General features: G+C 33.9%; 15 protein-coding genes. 4 read left to right on the top strand and 11 right to left on the bottom strand.

What is annotated here, in order from left to right:
* Window positions 1-166 precede the first annotated feature (166 nt).
* The 3 genes from HNR33_RS07455 to HNR33_RS07445 all read left to right on the top strand — a co-directional run bounded on the left by HNR33_RS07455 (window position 167) and on the right by HNR33_RS07445 (window position 2,674).
* Complete coding sequence (locus tag HNR33_RS07455; RefSeq protein ID WP_429081839.1) at window positions 167-991, top strand: MBL fold metallo-hydrolase; 825 nt, start codon at window positions 167-169, stop codon at window positions 989-991.
* A 274-nt stretch (window positions 992-1,265) separates the two neighbouring features.
* Window positions 1,266-2,081, top strand: coding sequence for a MerR family transcriptional regulator (locus HNR33_RS07450; RefSeq protein WP_429081837.1), 816 nt, complete (start codon window positions 1,266-1,268; stop codon window positions 2,079-2,081).
* Between the two features lie 116 nt (window positions 2,082-2,197).
* Window positions 2,198-2,674 (top strand): SAM-dependent methyltransferase, encoded by a 477-nt coding sequence (locus tag HNR33_RS07445; RefSeq protein WP_429081835.1) that lies wholly within the window; start codon window positions 2,198-2,200, stop codon window positions 2,672-2,674.
* 516 nt (window positions 2,675-3,190) lie between these two features.
* On the opposite strand, the gene ade is transcribed toward HNR33_RS07445, so the two are convergent.
* The 9 genes from ade to HNR33_RS07400 form a co-directional block, all read right to left on the bottom strand.
* Window positions 3,191-4,975 (bottom strand): adenine deaminase, encoded by a 1,785-nt coding sequence (gene ade / locus HNR33_RS07440; RefSeq protein ID WP_429081832.1) that lies wholly within the window; start codon window positions 4,973-4,975, stop codon window positions 3,191-3,193.
* A 39-nt stretch (window positions 4,976-5,014) separates the two neighbouring features.
* Window positions 5,015-6,250, bottom strand: coding sequence for a M20 family metallo-hydrolase (locus tag HNR33_RS07435; RefSeq protein WP_429081829.1), 1,236 nt, complete (start codon window positions 6,248-6,250; stop codon window positions 5,015-5,017).
* A 55-nt stretch (window positions 6,251-6,305) separates the two neighbouring features.
* Window positions 6,306-7,010 carry a purine-nucleoside phosphorylase gene (gene deoD / locus HNR33_RS07430; RefSeq protein WP_429081827.1) on the bottom strand — a complete coding sequence of 235 codons (705 nt, stop codon included), beginning with the start codon at window positions 7,008-7,010 and terminating at the stop codon, window positions 6,306-6,308.
* 36 nt (window positions 7,011-7,046) lie between these two features.
* Complete coding sequence (locus HNR33_RS07425; RefSeq protein ID WP_429081826.1) at window positions 7,047-7,997, bottom strand: ABC transporter permease; 951 nt, start codon at window positions 7,995-7,997, stop codon at window positions 7,047-7,049.
* 1 nt (window position 7,998) lies between these two features.
* The gene (locus HNR33_RS07420; protein ID WP_429081823.1) at window positions 7,999-9,075 is read right to left on the bottom strand and encodes an ABC transporter permease; all 1,077 of its coding nucleotides are present in this window, start codon (window positions 9,073-9,075) and stop codon (window positions 7,999-8,001) included.
* The gene (locus HNR33_RS07415; protein WP_429081821.1) at window positions 9,068-10,621 is read right to left on the bottom strand and encodes an ABC transporter ATP-binding protein; all 1,554 of its coding nucleotides are present in this window, start codon (window positions 10,619-10,621) and stop codon (window positions 9,068-9,070) included. Before HNR33_RS07415 ends, HNR33_RS07420 begins: the two co-directional genes overlap by 8 nt.
* 87 nt (window positions 10,622-10,708) lie before the next feature.
* Window positions 10,709-11,857 (bottom strand): BMP family ABC transporter substrate-binding protein, encoded by a 1,149-nt coding sequence (locus HNR33_RS07410; protein ID WP_429081819.1) that lies wholly within the window; start codon window positions 11,855-11,857, stop codon window positions 10,709-10,711.
* Between the two features lie 223 nt (window positions 11,858-12,080).
* Window positions 12,081-13,496 (bottom strand): sigma-54 interaction domain-containing protein, encoded by a 1,416-nt coding sequence (locus tag HNR33_RS07405; protein ID WP_429081816.1) that lies wholly within the window; start codon window positions 13,494-13,496, stop codon window positions 12,081-12,083.
* A gap of 108 nt (window positions 13,497-13,604) precedes the next feature.
* Window positions 13,605-14,531, bottom strand: a complete 927-nt coding sequence (locus HNR33_RS07400) for a nucleoside hydrolase (RefSeq protein WP_429081814.1) — start codon at window positions 14,529-14,531, stop codon at window positions 13,605-13,607.
* A 204-nt stretch (window positions 14,532-14,735) separates the two neighbouring features.
* Here HNR33_RS07400 and HNR33_RS07395 point away from each other — a divergent pair, with 204 nt between their 5' ends.
* Window positions 14,736-15,395, top strand: a complete 660-nt coding sequence (locus HNR33_RS07395) for a hypothetical protein (protein WP_429081811.1) — start codon at window positions 14,736-14,738, stop codon at window positions 15,393-15,395.
* Between the two features lie 59 nt (window positions 15,396-15,454).
* On the opposite strand, the gene htpG is transcribed toward HNR33_RS07395, so the two are convergent.
* Both htpG and HNR33_RS07385 read right to left on the bottom strand, forming a co-directional pair.
* Window positions 15,455-17,335 carry a molecular chaperone HtpG gene (gene htpG / locus HNR33_RS07390; protein ID WP_429081808.1) on the bottom strand — a complete coding sequence of 627 codons (1,881 nt, stop codon included), beginning with the start codon at window positions 17,333-17,335 and terminating at the stop codon, window positions 15,455-15,457.
* A 144-nt stretch (window positions 17,336-17,479) separates the two neighbouring features.
* Window positions 17,480-17,980: a VanZ family protein gene (locus HNR33_RS07385; RefSeq protein WP_429081805.1), complete on the bottom strand. Its 501-nt coding sequence runs from the start codon at window positions 17,978-17,980 to the stop codon at window positions 17,480-17,482.
* Window positions 17,981-18,037 lie beyond the last annotated feature (57 nt).

Raw genomic sequence — 18,037 nt, 5'->3', positions numbered from 1 at the left:
TAACGGAAAGTTTTCTTTAAGGTAATTTAAACCTTTTCTATGAATTATAAAAAAATCCAGAAAATATATATGCAAATTTTCTGGATTAACAAAAATGACAAACAAAACGTTTTCTTTGTTTTTTTATGCTAGAATGTATATAAGAATATTAAGAGGGGGCAATGTCATGAAGCTTACAGTGTTAGTAGATAATAGCACGCTTACAGGCAGTCAATATTATGGAGAACCTGGCTTATCGTATTATATCGAAGATAATGATACTAAAATACTATTTGACACAGGATATTCTGATATTTTTCTACATAATTCATTAAAAATGAATATTAGCCTAAATGAATTAGATTATTTAGTTATATCTCATGGACATGACGATCACAATAGAGGGCTTAAGTATCTTATTGAGTATTTTCAGAAAACAAAAGTGAATAAAAAGCCTACTTATATCTCTCATCCATTAGTATTTACTCCAAGAGTTCTTGACTCGAAAAACATAAACTATGTAGTAGAAAAGAGTTTACTAGAGCAGAACCTCAGCATTAATTTAAGCAGCACACCCATTTGGCTAAATAAAAATATCGTATATTTAGGTGAGATAAGACGAAGACATCCTTTTGAAAATAATCATCCTATAGGTAAGAAAATAATAGATAAAGGTGAAAGCGATGACTTTCTATATGATGACTCTGCTTTAGTCTATAAATCAAACAAAGGTTTAGTTATAATAACAGGGTGCTCTCATTCAGGCATATGTAATATAATTGATCAAGCCATAGAGGTATGTGGTGATAATAGAATATTAGATATAATTGGAGGCTTTCATCTACTAAATCCTAGTGAAGAACAGATAAGTAAAACTGTAGAGTATATTGCGAGTATGCACCCAAAAGCTTTGCACGCTTGCCATTGTACTGATTTATCTTCCAAGATAAAATTATCATCATCTGCTCCATTAAAAGAGGTTGGAGTAGGTTTAAAGCTAGAATATATTTAATGATATATGGAAAAAGCCATCATAAGAGCAGTCCTCCATAAAACAGAATACACAAAGTGCTTATGGGCACTGCCAAGCAAGATGTCTAAACAAGGTATCGTTCAAGCCGAACCATACTTTGTTTTACTTTGTTGAGAAGCTGAATGATCTCTCCTATACACTTGGATGCTGAGCATGATGCATAACGAGATATACAGCCAACAGACAAGGAATGTATTTTATTTGCAGTTTGATTCTGCTCGCGATATAATAACTTAATATAGAGGTGGTGTGCATGTTCAAAATAGGTGAGTTTTCCAAATTAACGCAAGTATCAATCCGAATGTTAAGATATTACGATGAAACAGGATTACTAAAACCTGCTGAAATAGACAAGTTTACAAATTACAGACTATATTCCATAGAGCAAATTCCTGTTTTGAATAAAATAATATTCTTGCGGGATTTAGGTTTTAATGTTTCTGAAATTACGATTACCCTTAATCATTGGGACGATGAATTTATAACCAATCAACTTGACAATAAACGTCTGGAAATTGAGAGTACAATTAAGGCCGAACAAGATAAGCTATCTAAAATTGAACTGGCCAAAAGGGATATCCGACAGGAAAAGATAACAATACACTACAATGTTTCCATCAAATCTATTCCTAGTTATCAGGTGTTTTCTTTAAGACGAATTGTCCGTGATTATTATGCCGAGGGGCAATTATGGAAAGAAATGTTGGCTTTTGCAGACGAAAATAATATCCCCATTTCAAACAATACATTTACCATCTATCACGACACAGATTATAGAGAAACAGACGTTGATATTGAAATATGTGCGACTGTATCCCGAATAGGAAAGAATATATGTGGTTTTAACTATCGAAATACGGAACCTGTGCCAATTATGGCATGTACTATGGTATATGGGCCTTTTGAAAACATTGCGAGTGCATACCTTTCTTTTGCAAACTGGTTACAAGCGCATAGTCAATATAAAATGACCGGGCAGAGCAGGCAAATTGTCCACTGCGGTCCATGGAATGAGGAAAATCCGGATAAGTACTTAACCGAAATCCAAATACCATTGGAAAAAATATAATAAAAAGCGTTTTGCAGATTCTTTTGTAAGACGCTTTTTTGTTATTGACTCTCACATGATGTGAGGGTCTACACTGAATTTACAGATAAATTAATTTTATTATGGAGGTATGCACTATGCAGAATTTTCAAGTAAACCCTATCGGCAAAATCAACGTAAATGATGACGGAATGTTTATTGAACTTGAGCCAAAATATATTCCTGCTTTGCAAGCTTTGGACGGATTTAGCCATATCAATGTTATCTGGTGGTTCAGTGACTTCGATAATGAAGAAATGAGAAATATACTTGAAGCACCCCAGCCATATAAAAAAGCTCCACCCGTAATGGGTATATTTGCCACAAGGTCGCCTATTCGTCCAAACCCTATCGCATTAACTACGGCACAGATTATTTATGCTGACTACTCAAAAGGCATCATTCAAATTGCCTATATTGACGCTAATGATGGAACGCCCGTGCTTGACATAAAGCCGTATACGCCAAACCTTGACAGAGTTGAATGTCCCGGCGTACCGGAATGGTGCAGTCATTGGCCTAAAAGTTTAGACAGATCGGAAGATTTTGATTGGGAAAACGAATTTAATTTTTAGTATTCAATATAGGCCAATAATATAAAATTCCAACTGCCTGCTATCCAATGAGGAAGTGGTAGGTCAATAATAGCGCGCTTTTAAGAGCCTTCCAATGGCAGTATTGCGATTGGTGGGCTTTTCATGCTTGGAGAAATTTACAGCAAGAATTGTAGTAGCCCGTGCCATGCAAAAGACAGACCGTTACGTTGTCCACAACGAAGCCTACCAGAAGAAAATCATATCCACTCGAGAACGCCATAACGATAGAAACCTTGCGGCAAAGTGTGCGGGCAACACCTTTTGCCTCTTCTGCTCTTTGGAGGAGACCGGGGTGCAGGGCTGGCCCCGTAAAAGCTATCAACTACCGCTTTTTTACAGTTCGCAAACCCACATAAGTTCAGTTATGATCTGTTGGGTATCCTGCCGGAACTGAATGCACCAGTAGACGAAAAAAAGGTGTAGTTTTTACGCTACACCATTCTTTCAGATCTAATTCAATACTGTTTTACGAAGGACGCACAAATAATGGCCTTTTTATTGAGCAAAAAGGGGGATGATTTTTTGCTCACTTACTGACACTAATCCTACATCAGTTATTTTTGCATTTGGTATAACCGGTAAAGCAATAGTTGCTATCCTGAGAAGAGGATTTTTGTTGTCTATTCCTAAGCCTCTTATTTTTTCCTTCATCCTAGAAATAGTTTTATCAATTTCTTCAGCTGACTGTGGTGACATAAGACCTGCTATGGGTAAAGGCAGTATATCAAGTGCCTTTCCGTCCAAAGCACATGATATTCCTCCTTTGCTTTGAATAACTGCATTAACTGCAGCTAGCGCATCTTTTTCATTGGAAGCTACAACTGTTAGATTATGGCTATCATGTGACACCGTTGCTGCTACTGCTCCTCTCTTTAGTCCAAAGTTTCGTACTAATCCTATGCTTTTATTTTCTTTTCCATATCTATTAAATACAACTACAATATTTAAGTCATCATCATTGCTTATATCAATATATCCATTTTTTATAGGCACATTCTCAGTTTTATATTCAGTTATAGATGAGTTTATTGATAAATAGTTTATAACATTTACTGATGCATGCGTGTCTGTACCTTCACACTTTATCCTAAAGTCTTCTTCTAAGGGTTGCTTTAAATTAACTGTATCTATTTTTTCTACTTCATGCTCTATCTGTTGTATTGTTTCTAACAGCTTTCCACCTTTTGCAACAAGCTTTCCCCTGCAAAGTACATACTCAGACTTCATATCTTTCAAATCTGGCATAAGTAGAATATCTGCGGCATATCCAGGTGCTATCGCGCCTAGATTCTCTATTCCAATAGAACTCGCAGCTTGGATAGTAGCGCATCTGATGGCATATATTGTATCTAATCCGGCTTCAATAGCTTTTTTTACTGCAAAGTTCATATGTCCATCTCTTAAAATATCCCCTGGCTCCCTGTCATCGGTACACAATGTCATATTTGGTGGGTAAAAAAAGTTTTTCGTCGCCGATACTATCTCAGCTACATTCTGAGACATAGAGCTTTCTCTAGCATCAACTGTCATACCCATTCTCAGCTTATTTCTAGCCTCTTGACCAAATCTGGATTCGTGATCGTTATTAGGACCTGCACATATATATGCAGACAGATTTCTTCCACTAAGCATAGGTGAATGTCCTTGTATAAAGACACCTTTTTTCTCTGCAAGCTCAAGAATTTCAACCATTCTTTCACTGTTATTTATAACTCCACTAAAATCCATAACCTCTCCAAGACCAACTACTCTCTCAAGCTTTAGCAGTCTCTCAATGTCATCAGCTTGAAAAGTAGCTCCTGCATTTTCTAATCCAGGTACAGCCGGAATACAAGATGGAGCTAGAATGTAGTTTCTTAGGGGAAGATTCTCACTTGCCTCATGCATATATTCCACAGCATCTATTCCTAAAACGTTCCCAATTTCATGAGGATCAGTTATTATAGTCGTTGTTCCATGGGGTATAACAACCTTGGCATAGTTAGCTGGAGTAAGCATACTGCTTTCTATATGAAGATGAGTATCAATAAATCCTGGAACAGCAAACATTCCTTTGGCATCTAGATATTCTTTTCCTTCCATTTCATACTTATTTTTTTCAATACAATCAGGGTCAGCTTCAATATGAGCAATAAATCCATCATGTATACCTATGTCAGCAGCATATATTTCTCCAGTAAATACATTTACTAACTGAACATTTTTTATAACTAAGTCCATTGGCCTTTTCCCCACAGCCGCCTCAACAAGTTCTACTCTATTTCTTATCTGTATTTTCATATAATCCTCCTTCCTAGTAATTTTGAGATAATAAATATATTACTTAGCCAAATCTATTATAGTATCAAGTAGTATATCACAGCCTAATTTGATGTCTTTATAGTCAGTCATTTCTTCTGGCACATGACTTCTTCCGTTTATGCTCGGTACAAATATCATACCTACATCTGTTATATCGCCTAACATACAAGCATCATGTCCTGCTCCACTGTTCATCATTTTGTATCTTATATTTCTTCTTTTAGCTGAACTTTCTATTACTTTAATTACTTTATTTGATAAAGTAATCCCCTCACCTTCACCTGTAAGTTCCATCTTAGCAGTTACGTTGTATAGCTTTGATACTTCATTAACTTTTCTCTCAATCTCTTGTGCAGTAATATCTACACCGTCTTTAGTTACATCTCTAATATCAATAGTAAAGTATACTTTTTCAGGAATTACATTGAGTACATTAGGGTAACAAACTATCTTACCTACCGTACCAACAGTACTACAATATGCTTTTTCTTTTATGATATTATCTATGGATGAAATAACTTTAGAGGCTGCTGCCATAGGGTCTCTTCTAAGATTCATAGGAGTTGCTCCAGCATGATTTGCTACTCCAGTAAACTCTACTCCATATCTTTTTACTCCTGCTATTGCTTTAACTATTCCTATAGGAATACCTTCTGAGTCTAATACAGAGCTTTGTTCTACATGCATTTCTATCATAGCTTTTACATCCTTAGCTTTTAGAACATACTTTTCTATGCTATCTGGGTTTAAACCGAAGTTTTTTGCTGCCTCATACATGGAAAGTCCCTTATCATTATGCATTCTTTTATAATCTTCAACATTGAATTTTCCAGTCATTCCCTTGCTTCCAGCCATAGGACTTCCAAAGTTACAGCCTTCTTCTTCAACAAAAACAACCACTTCAACAGGATTAGTCAGATTTATGTTATTTTCACTAAGAACTCTCACCACTTCCAGTCCAGCTACTACTCCAACTATTCCATCAAATCTACCACCATGCTCTACAGTATCAATGTGAGAACCAGTCATAATTGCAGGAGCATTTTTATCACTGCCTCTGTATCTGCCCCTTATATTGCCTATAGCATCTATTATCACATCCAACCCTACTTTTTTCATTTCAGATATGATGTATTCTTTAGCTAACTTATCTTCTTTTGTATAAGAAAATCTTGTGTATCCATTGTTTAAATCACTATTATATTCATTTATTTTTTCAATATCATGTATTATCCTTTCGAGATTTGTTTCCACATTCTCAACCTCCCAATATGCAACAGCATCAATTTTGCCGATATCCATCGAACTTCTATTCTAATGCTGTTTTTAAAGCTATCTCAACCATATTGTTAAAGGTTTCTTGTCTTTCTTGAGCTGTTGTAAGTTCTTTTGTTATAATACTGTCACTTACTGTTAGAATTGACAATGCCTTTGCATTATACTTAGCTGCAACTGTATATAATTCGGCTGTTTCCATTTCAACAACTAATGTTCCGTACTTAGCCCACATTTTCCATGCTTCTGGATTGTCTCCATAGAACAAATCACTAGTAAGTACATTCCCTACTTTTACATTCATGCCTAGTTCTTTTGAAGTACTGTATGCTTTATTAAGAAGCTCAAAGTTAGCTGTTGGTGCATAATCAAGTCCACTAAACCTAACTTTATTCGCACCAGAGTTTGTTGAAGCACTCATTGCCAACACAACATCTCTAAGCTTGATATCTTCTTGCATTGACCCACAGGTCCCAATTCTAATCAAATTTTTCACATCATAATTCAGTATTAGTTCATTAACATATATTGATATTGAAGGTATTCCCATACCAGTTCCTTGAACAGATACTCTTTTTCCTTTATAAGTTCCAGTATATCCGTACATTCCTCTTACTTCGTTATAACACTTTGCATCTTCTAAAAAATTCTCTGCAATATATTTAGCCCTTAAGGGGTCTCCTGGTAGTAAAATTGTCTCAGCTATGTCTCCTTGTTTTGCTCCTATATGAATACTCATGCTAGTTCCTCCTTTTAATATTTATATTCTAGGTTTCTAGTTCACTGTCTCTTTTTCCATGTGTTTACTTTTTAGCTTATTTACTTTTGAAGTTTGGTTTGAAGAATATACTATTAATCCAATGATTGTTGCTACATAAGGTATAGCTTGTATAAACTCTGATGGTATTCTTATTGATTGGAGAGAATTTGATAATGCATCTGCAAGTCCAAAGAATAAAGATGACAGAAGTATTCCAAAAGGTGTACCTCCACCCATTGCTTCTGCTGCTAATGCTATAAATCCTCTGCCTGATGTCATGTTTGTAGAGAACCATGAGACATATCCCATAGACATGTATGCTCCACCTAATCCTGCTAATGCACCACTCATTAATAAAGCAATATATTGAATCTTTATAACACTTATACCTACAGAATCAGCTGCATCTTTGTTCTCTCCCACTGCCCTTATCTTGTACCCTATAGGCATTCTATAGATAAGAAAATAGATAAGTACAACTGCTATCAATGAAAAGTAAGTCAAAATATTGTGACCAGAAAGAATAGTCCCTATTACTGGTATTCTGTCTATAATAGGCAGTGTTATCTTTGGAAGTACATGGCTCTTTAAAGACGATGATATCCCTTTATCATGCGCAACAAGATAAAGAACAAATACTGTCCCACCACTTGCCATTAAGTTTAATGCTATACCAGATAGTATAATGTTGGCTTTAAGCTTTAATGAAGAATAAGCAAGAATCATTGCCATTGCTATTCCGGCTATTATAGCTCCTAAAAGCCCAATCCATGCACTATTAGTATATGCACTAACTATTACTCCAGTAAGAGCTGATGTTAACATAGTCCCTTCAAGAGCAATATTGTTTACTCCTGCTTTTTTAGACACCTGAGCTGCAAGAGCAGCAAAAAGTATAGGGGTCGTTACCCTTAATACAGCATATCCAAAACTAGCTGTAAAGATTGTTTCAAGTAATGTATTCATATTACATTTCCCCCTTTGCCGCTACACTGCTTATACTATTTTTCGCTTCACTATATATTCTCTTATTCTTCCAATGTGCTAAAAATCTCTCTGCAGCAATAAGTAATATCATTATGCCTTGAATAATAGCTACAACTTCACTTTGCACATCTGACATTCTAGACATGATGTCAGCACCAATCCTAAGATAAGCTAGAAAAAAAGCTGAAATAGGTATTAATGCTGGATTTCTTCTGGCTAAAATAGCAACTATAACTCCATCCCATCCATACCCTGGAGAAGCTGACCAAGAAAACCTTTTATACATTCCTAATACTTCTATAGCTCCACCCATCCCAGCTATAATACCCCCTATAGCCTGTGAATATAAAATTACTTTCACAGTGTTAATTCCTGAATACTCCGCAAATTCTTTGTTTTGTCCTACCATTCTTATTTCATAGCCCCATCTCGTTCTATATAAGAAATAGTAGCAAAATACTATCATTCCTATAGCTATAATCATTCCCCAATGTATCCTAGTTTTTGGAACTATGATTCCAAGCACAGCAGTTTCTTGAAACCTCTGCGACACCATAGCGCCTGCATTAACATCTCTAAGGTAATAATTTATAATAAACATACCTAAATAAAACACTATATAGTTTAGCATAAGGGATGATACAAGCTCATGAGCATTCCATTTAGTTTTAAGTACTGCGGGTAACAAGCAAACAATACTTCCTACTATCCCGCCAATTATTACAGCAACTGCTGGATGAATTCCAAATGGAAGTGTAACTTTAATAGCAATAACTGTCGCCACAATTGAACCTATAAAGAAAGAACCCTCTGCACCTAAGTTGAATTGTTTTGCTTGAAACATAATGCTTATAGCTAGCCCTGTAAATATTAGAGGTATAGCAGCTTCAAGCACATTACCAAAGTGTCTTATTGATTTTAATGGTCCTATTAAGAATGATTTTAATGCTATCATCGGTTCATTACTCACTAAAAAAATTATTAAAATTGCTATGGCTAGTGAAATAAGTACTCCGAGGATAGTTCGTATCAACTCAAAATATGTGTTTTTATTCATGAACTCCCCTCCTTACTTCTTCCAACGATTGTCTCTTAATACCGAGCATATATAATCCTAATTCTTCTTCAGTAACTTTTGAAGCATCATCAAAGTACGCCACTATTTCTCCTCCGTACATAACTATAAGGCTGTCACTAAGCTCTAATACCTCATTTAAGTCAGCAGATACAAGCAATATTGAACTTCCTTTATCTCTAAGCTCTACGATTTTATTTCTTATAAATTCTGTAGCACCAACATCTATACCTCTAGTAGGTTGGTCTGCAATAAGTAATTTAGGGTCCTTAGAAAACTCTCTTGCTACAACTACTTTCTGAATGTTTCCGCCTGAAAGCATTTTCACAATTTGATTCGAAGAATTACATTTAACTTTATATTCTTTTACTAACTTGTTTGATAAATCCTTGATCTTATTCATCTTAAGAAGCATCTTCCCAGTTAGCTCTGGAGAATCGTATTTATCTGATATCAGATTCTGCTCAATACTCACATCTCCAGCAACCCCATATGTCATCCTATCCTCTGGTACATGTGAAGTCCCAAGCTCTCTTATATTTTTAATACTCATATTAGATATATCCTGTCCAAGTATACTTACATTACCTTTTATAGATTTTCTCATTCCAGTTATAATCTCTACAAGTTCTCTTTGACCATTACCTTCTACTCCTGCTATTCCCAATATCTCTCCGCTTCTTAGGTTAAAAGATATGTCTTTTACTGCAGTTTTTCCTAAGTCATTTATATATCTTAGATTTCTGACATCTAATACAGCTTCTTTAGGACTACATTTTTCTTTATTAACTGTTAAAATAACATCTCTACCTACCATTAGCTTTGAAATATCTTCTTCAGTTACATCTTTTACTTCAAACACCCCTACACTTTTACCATTTCGCATTACAGTAAGCCTATCGCAAAGTCTTTTTATTTCATTTAATTTATGAGATATAAATACAATAGTATGGCCGCTTTCTTTTAAAAGTACCAATTCCTGAAACAACTCTTCTGTTTCCTGAGGTGTAAGTACTGCAGTAGGCTCATCTAGAATGAGTATTTCTGCACCTCTTATAAGTGCCTTTAATATCTCAACCTTCTGTTTTATACCTACTGGTATGTCAGCTACTAATGCATTGGGATCTACTTTCAAGTTATATTTTTTAGAAAGCTCTTCTGTCATCTTGATTGATTTTTCCTTGTCAACTAATACTCCCTTTGTAGGCTGTATTCCTAGTACAATATTTTCTGCCACCGTAAGAGACGGCACTAACATAAAATGCTGATGAACCATTCCGATTCCATGTTCTATAGCAATTTTAGGTGAAGTAAGCTCTATCTTTTTACCTTTTAGAAATATACTTCCTTCTTGAGGTCTCTCAAGACCAAACAGCATCTTCATCAATGTAGATTTGCCAGCACCATTTTCTCCTACTAAAGCATGTATCTCTCCTCGCTTGATTGAAAAGTTTACACTTTGATTTGCTACAATACCATTTGGGTATATTTTCGTAACATTTTCTGCTCTTAATATATCTTCATGCATAATGCTCCCTCCTTTCGTGCTATCAGTAGTAAAAAGGTACACTCGTGGTTTTATTCAGCAAGTGTACCTTAAGTACTACTACTTAAACTATGGTCTTACAGAATCTCTTATTTGATTAAGTTCATCAGTACTCATTCCCATAGCTGTCTTAACTTTAATGTCGCCGTTTATAAGTTTTTCTTTTATTTCTGATAATTCTTTTCTGATTTCTTCTGGTACTACTTCAGTGTATATTTCATTTTCAGCTAATCCAACACAATCTTCCTTGAAACCTGTAATCTCAGCTTCACCAAATTTTAGTGTTCCTTCCTTATACATTTCTATAGCTCTTACAATAGAATTGTCTACTCTTTTTAGAGCAGATGTAGTTATAAGCTTTGCTTTATCCATATCACTATCTTTGAATAGATGTGCTTGATCAGAATCTACGCCAATAACATAATTATTTGTTTCTTTAGCAGCATCAATCTGACCTAGTCCACCCTGACCAGCAACATTAAATGCAATATCTGCTCCTTGGTTATACTGTGCAAGTGACATTTCTTTAGCCTTTGCAGAGTCTGAGAATGCACCTACATAAGAAATTGCAACTTTCACATCCTTATCTATATATTGAGCTCCTTCAACATATCCTACAAGGAAATCATTAACAACAGGTACATCTACTCCACCTAAGAATCCAATAAGTTTTTGTTCATTAGCTAAAGGCATATCTGATGTTGTCACACTAGCTGCTAGTGATCCTGCTAAAAAAGCAACTTCATTTTGTTTATAAAGTACTGAGTACACATTTGGGAAATCTCCACTGCTATAATCAACATTTGTATCGAAGATTATATATTTCTTATCTGGATATTGTGGTGCAACATTACTTAATGGTTCAGACATCTGCCATGTACCTACTATAATAATATCCCAGTCTTGCTCAGATACATCTTGTAAAGTTGGCTCCCACTTTGTAAGGTCTTTACCCATTTCTATAGTCTTAGTTTCTACCTTATCTCCATATTTTTCTTTCAGCATTTTCATACCATTATCTGCAGAATCAAAAAACGACTTATCTCCTAAACTTCCATTGATCAGCAACGCTACCTTTAGAATATCTTCTTGCTGTTCTGTACTTTCGCCAGCTTGTTCATTGTTTTCAGCTACTGGCTCAGTTTTACTCCCACAACCTACTAAAGCTAATGACAGGACAAGAAGTAAAGCTAGAATAATACTTATAGATTTTTTCATCTAAAATTCTCCCCTTTATGTTTTTTATTTCATAGCATTTCAGCTATTTTTTATTAACTTTATACAAAGCAAAAACTATGCCATAAATAGCATAGTTTAAAAGTATATTTAGAATGAGTTAATAGACTGTATTGATAATTAATTTTAGAAATCTTAAAAGCAATTGTTTATTTTTCGATGATTTTTTTCATCAATTCCGATGATATATTTCATCGTTTATCCTTTAAGCTTGTATATCATACTTATTAAGCTTTTTAACTACTGTTGACTGATCTACCTTTAACACTTCGGCTATTTTTCTTGTAGTCTTGTACTTTTTTAAAGCATTAGTAAGAATCTTTTTTTCTACAATTTCTTTTGCCTGCTTTAATGGCATGATGTTATCATCTGCTATATCGATTACATCACTTCTCTTAATTAAGCTTTCAACATCTTCTCTTCTTATTATATCCTCAGTTGTTGTTAATACAAGTCTTTCTATAGTGTTTTCCAATTCTCTTATATTACCAGACCATGTATTCGTTATAAATATATTATAGGCCTCAGTAGATATTTTTTTCGAAACACCATACTTAGCATTAAATTTTTCTAAAAAATAATGTGATAGTATTGGAATATCCTCTTTTCGCTCTCTTAATGATGGTATATGAACTGGAACTACATTTAGCCGATAAAACAAATCCTCTCTAAACTTGCCTTTACTAACAAGTACCTCTAAATCCCTGTTAGTTGCAGATATAATTCTTGCGTTGAATTTAATTGGCTTTGAGCTCCCTAATTTATAAAAAGCTTTTTCCTCTATTGCATGTAATAGCTTTACCTGCAAGTGTAGGGGCATCTCTCCTATTTCGTCTAAAAAAAGAGTTCCGTCTTCTGCAGCTTCAAATAGACCTTCTTTTCCACCTCTATTAGCTCCTGTGAATGCACCCTCTACATATCCAAATAGTTCAGATTCTAATAGGCTTTCTGGTATAGCACCGCAATTAACTTGTATAAATGGCTTATCTCGTCTATTGCTTATACTATGAATTGTCCTTGCTATTACTCCCTTACCTACTCCTGTATCTCCCGTTATTAGGACTATGACATCAACACTTGCAATCTGATGAATTAGCTTCATTATTTGCTTTATAGAACTACTATTTCCTATGACAATATCATTATCTTTTGTATGCTCTGTAAATATTTCCTTCCTATACCACTCTAGCATTTCTTCGGTCTCAGCCAATTGTTTCTTCAAGTTTTCTATTTCAGTAATATCCTTAGAAATACTAATAATTCTTATCAGCTTACCACTATCATCAAACATGGGTATTCCGGTCACCATCAGTCTTCTTCCTGCTCTTGTAGTTTGAACAAGAGTTACTTTTTTCTTATGCTTTACAACATATACAGCTGTTGATTTAGACAATACTCCTTTTTGTTCCAGCTCTCTAGCATTTTTACCTATCATATCTTTCTCAGGTATTCCAAATAGTTTTTCACATGATTTGCTAACCCGAAGTATTACCCCATCTCCATCAGCAATTACTATTTCATCATATGCACTATCTAATATAAGCTTAAGCTCCTTGTATATTTGCTTATAATGCTCTGCTTGATTTATAGTATTAAACTCTTCGCCTGTAATGTCTTTCATAATCAAACTCTCCTATATAATATAAAGACAAATTTCGATTAATTTCGATAATTAATTATATTATATATTCTACTTTATTTGATGATTTCCTGCATCAAAAATTTGGTATTATCTGATAAAAATCATATTTTTGAGCATTTTAACAAATCTTTCTCTATCTACACCTAGAGCTACTTCAGCATTAGGCTTATTTTTCGTCACTCTGTTCAAGTCTACTACTGTCTTTCCATAAGTAAGTTTACCCTCAGTTTCAATAGCAACGTAGTAGTCTTTTTTTTCTATTATAGTTGGGTCAATGACTGCACCTACAGCTAAAGCATCGTGAATTATAGCCTCATTTAAACCTGCTGACTTTCTTCGAAATTCTAAATTAGAAACTAACAGCTCTTTTACTGCTCCTGATATTCTACTATCTATTGATGTTATTTCTTCAATCTCATTTTCATGGACTACTGCTTTGTGAGTGGCATCCAGTCCTACCATCGTTAAAGGTATCCCTGACTTAAAAACTATATCTGCAGCTTCAGCATCTACATAAATATTGAACTCTGCTGATGGAGTAGTATTGCCAAGACAGCAGGAGCCGCCCATTAATGTAATACGTTCTATCTTATCTTTTATTTCAGGATAGTTAATTAAAGTAATAGCTATGTTAGTTAGTGGTCCTAGAGTAATTAGCTGTAGCTTGCCATTACATGCTTGTGCTTCCTCATATATAGTGTCCCATGCTTTTTTTTCATATAATTCTGCACTACTTTTAGGCAGTACTAAGTCACCTAATCCTGTCTCTCCATGAACCCATTCTGCAGTCTCTAAAGATTTTAATAGTGGCTTAGAAGCTCCTTTTGATACTTTAATTTTTTTACCTGCATACTCTACTAAATCTAGTGTATTTCTGCTAGTTTTATCTAAGGGTATGTTTCCTGCTACTGTAGTCAATGCCCTAACATCTAGCTTATCTGATGAAAAAGCTAAAAACAATGCAATAGCATCATCCATTCCTGGATCTGTATCAATGACAACCGGTATCTTCATTGTTTATTTCTCCTTTACTAATAATTTAAAATTTTATAATTATCTTTAATAATATAACTTATTCATAATATCGTATAGTATTTTCTCCACAAAAAATATATCATAGCCATCAATAAGTTAAGTGACTGAAATCATATTATATGATAAAATGTATTTTAATAATTCATTATTCTGGAAATATTTTTTCTAAAAAGGGGTGAACATATGTCTAAAATTTCTAAGGTTCCTTCTGTTGCAAGTAAAAGAGTACAGAATAGTTATGTAAATAGAATTACGTCCGTTAATAAAAATAACCCAGTTGAGTCAGTCGAGCCAGTCGAAAGAGTATCTAATCAAGTTAGCTATTTTTCTTCTAATTATACTCTAGCATCTGATTTATTCTATAGTAATCTAAATGAATTAAAAAGAGAATATAAAAGGTTTTACCATGACCATAGAAAGCTTGAAGAAGCAATTAAAGACATCGTAGAAGACGATGAGCATTTATTAGAACATATTAAGAATCTTATAGAAAAATATAATATGGCTTTTGAATCACTAAAATCTTTAGATGAATCGATGGGAATGAATAACTCAAAGAAAGTAACGGATGTTCTAGATTATTTCAAAAATCCCCTTACAAATATTGCAATATTAGTTGATGAGGACTATCATATGTGTATAGATGAAAATAAGTTTTTAGATAATATAAAGAATTCTCATGATCCATTAAGATTTTTATTTGAACCGGTAAAAGGATTAATTATAAAACTTTACAATGCATTCAGAGGAATAAAATATAATCCTCAGAATGGTTTTAAGGAAGGCTACAAAGATGTGCTTGATAAAAATGTAAGTGGGGCTCTAATGAACGAAAAGGCATGATTTAAATAACCAAATCGAAAAGCCATTCAAAGAATTTCTTCGAATGGCTTTATTTGATATTATGACATCAGCTTACATATATTATTAGTAAATTCAACAGGATCATCTACTGCTAATCCTTCAATAAGCAATGCTTGGTTATACAGTACATTAGTATACACTTTCAGCTTTTCTTTATCATTTTCAAAAGCAGCTTTTAGAGCTTTAAATACTTCGTGGTCAGTATTAATTTCTAGGATTTTTTCTGCCTTTATTTCTTGATTGTTTGGCATTGTATTTAATATTTTTTCCATTTCTATTGTCAATTCGCCATCAGTTGCAAGACATACAGGATGATTTTTTAGCCTCTTTGATGGTCTCACATCTTTTATTTTATCAGATAAAGCTTCTTTCATAAATTCAAATACCTCTTTATTATCTTGACCCTCAGTTTCATTATTCTCTTTTTCATCCTTTTCCTCTATACCCAAATCTCCACTAGATACAGATTTAAACTCTTTTTCCTTATAGTTCATGAGCATACGTATAGCAAATTCGTCCACATCATCAGTAAAATATAATATCTCATATCCTTGCTCTGATAAGAGCTCAGTTTGAGGCATTTTATCTATTTTTTCAATAGAATCTCCAGAAGCATAGTATATATATTTTTGATCCTCTTTCATTCTATCTACATACTCTTCAAGAGTTACCATTTTCTTTTCCTTTGACGAATAGAACATCAGTAAGTCTTGAAGTGTCTCTTTGTTTTGTCCAAAATCACTGTAAACTCCATATTTTAGCTGTCTACCAAAATTTTCGTAAAATGCTTCATATTTCTCTCTATCATTTTTAAGCATTAGTTGTAATTCGCTCTTGATTTTCTCTTTTATTCTTTTAGCAATCACTTTTAACTGTCTATCATGCTGAAGGATTTCTCTTGAAATATTCAGCGACAAATCTTCAGAGTCTACCATACCTTTTACGAAGCTAAAGTAGTCTGGCACCAAGTCTGGACACTTATTCATTATTAGTACACCACTTGAATATAGCTCTAGACCTTTTTCGTACTCTGTAGTGTAGAAATCATAAGGCATTTTTTCTGGTATAAATAATATAGAGTTATATCTTACTGCTCCGTCAGCACTGATGTGAATATATTTAAGTGGCTTATCAAATCCATAGTGCTTCTCAGAATAAAACTTTTCATAATCTTCTTTTGTAAGCTCACTTTTATTTTTACGCCACATTGGTACCATACTGTTAACAACTTTTTCTTCTACTACTTCTTCATACTCATCCTCTGAACCTTCTTTAAGCTTTCTTGTACTAATATCCATCTTAATAGGATATCTTATAAAGTCTGAGTATTTCTTGATAATTGATTTTAATCTGTACTTTTCTAAGTATTCATCATATTTTTCATCTTCTGTATCTGGTTTTATTTTTAGAGTAATTTCTGTACCTACATTTTCTTTTTCAAAAGGTTCAATTGTATATCCATCTGCACCTATTGACTCCCATTTATATCCCTGATCACTTCCTAGGGCTCTACTTATAACTGTTACTGATTCAGCAACCATAAATGCAGAGTAGAATCCTACTCCAAACTGACCTATGATGTCAAAACCATCCTTCAGCTCATTTTCTTTTTTAAATGCAAATGAGCCACTCTTTGCTATTACCCCAAGATTTTCTTCTAGCTCCTCCTTTGTCATTCCAGTTCCTGTGTCAGATATCGTCAATGTCTTGTTATCTTTATCAACTGTGATCTTTATGTAGTAATCATCTTTGTTAAATGTCATGCTTTCATCTGTTAATGCTTTATAATACATTTTATCAATAGCGTCACTTGAATTAGAAATAAGCTCTCTTAAAAATATTTCTTTATGAGTATAAATAGAGTTAATCATTAAGTCTAGCAGTCGTTTTGATTCTGCCTTAAATTCCTTTTTCACCATTTTCATCTTCTCCTTTCAGGAAGTTTATTCCAAATTGTTAGCACTCTGCTTAATAGAGTGCTAATTATAATTTATCAAATTCATTTCATTTGTCAATATTTTTGTAATATTTTACATGCGAAAGTTCTCTAAAGATTAATTATTTTAAAGGACTTTTTCATTAAGAGCTCTTTTTAGCCTACTTGCTGCACCATATACGGCAATCCCAACAAAAGCTCCAGCACTGTCAATGAATACATCCTTAATCTGTCCACCACGACCAGGTACAAAAAGCTGGTGCAATTCATCACTTGACGCATATACGATGCAGAATAAAAGTGAAAGCACAAAAGACTTAGAACTTTTCATTCCACTTCTCCTTAGTGCATTAGTTACCAATAAGCCAAGTATTAGATAAGCAAAGAAGTGAGCAAATTTTCTTACAAAATGATTAAACTTTGAAACTAAGTCTGCTGTAGTATCACTCTCAGCATCAATGGGAACTAGCTTACCTACTTTTTTGATTACGATTTCTGTTACTTTTTTGCTCATCCCATTAGACTGCGTTGCTGGTTGAGCTGATAGGCTAAAAATAAGAATTAGCCAAAGCAGAACAGCTATCCATGATAAAACTATTATTGTCTTTTGTCTTTTTAATATGTGCATTAGTATTCTTCCTTCTATCATTTTTTCTATTTAAGCAGTTTTATTTAGGAATTACTA

The organism is Brassicibacter mesophilus, assembly GCF_050433385.1.
Taxonomy (GTDB): domain Bacteria; phylum Bacillota; class Clostridia; order Tissierellales; family Proteiniboraceae; genus Brassicibacter; species Brassicibacter mesophilus.
This window is presented reverse-complemented; position numbering and strand designations above follow the sequence as displayed.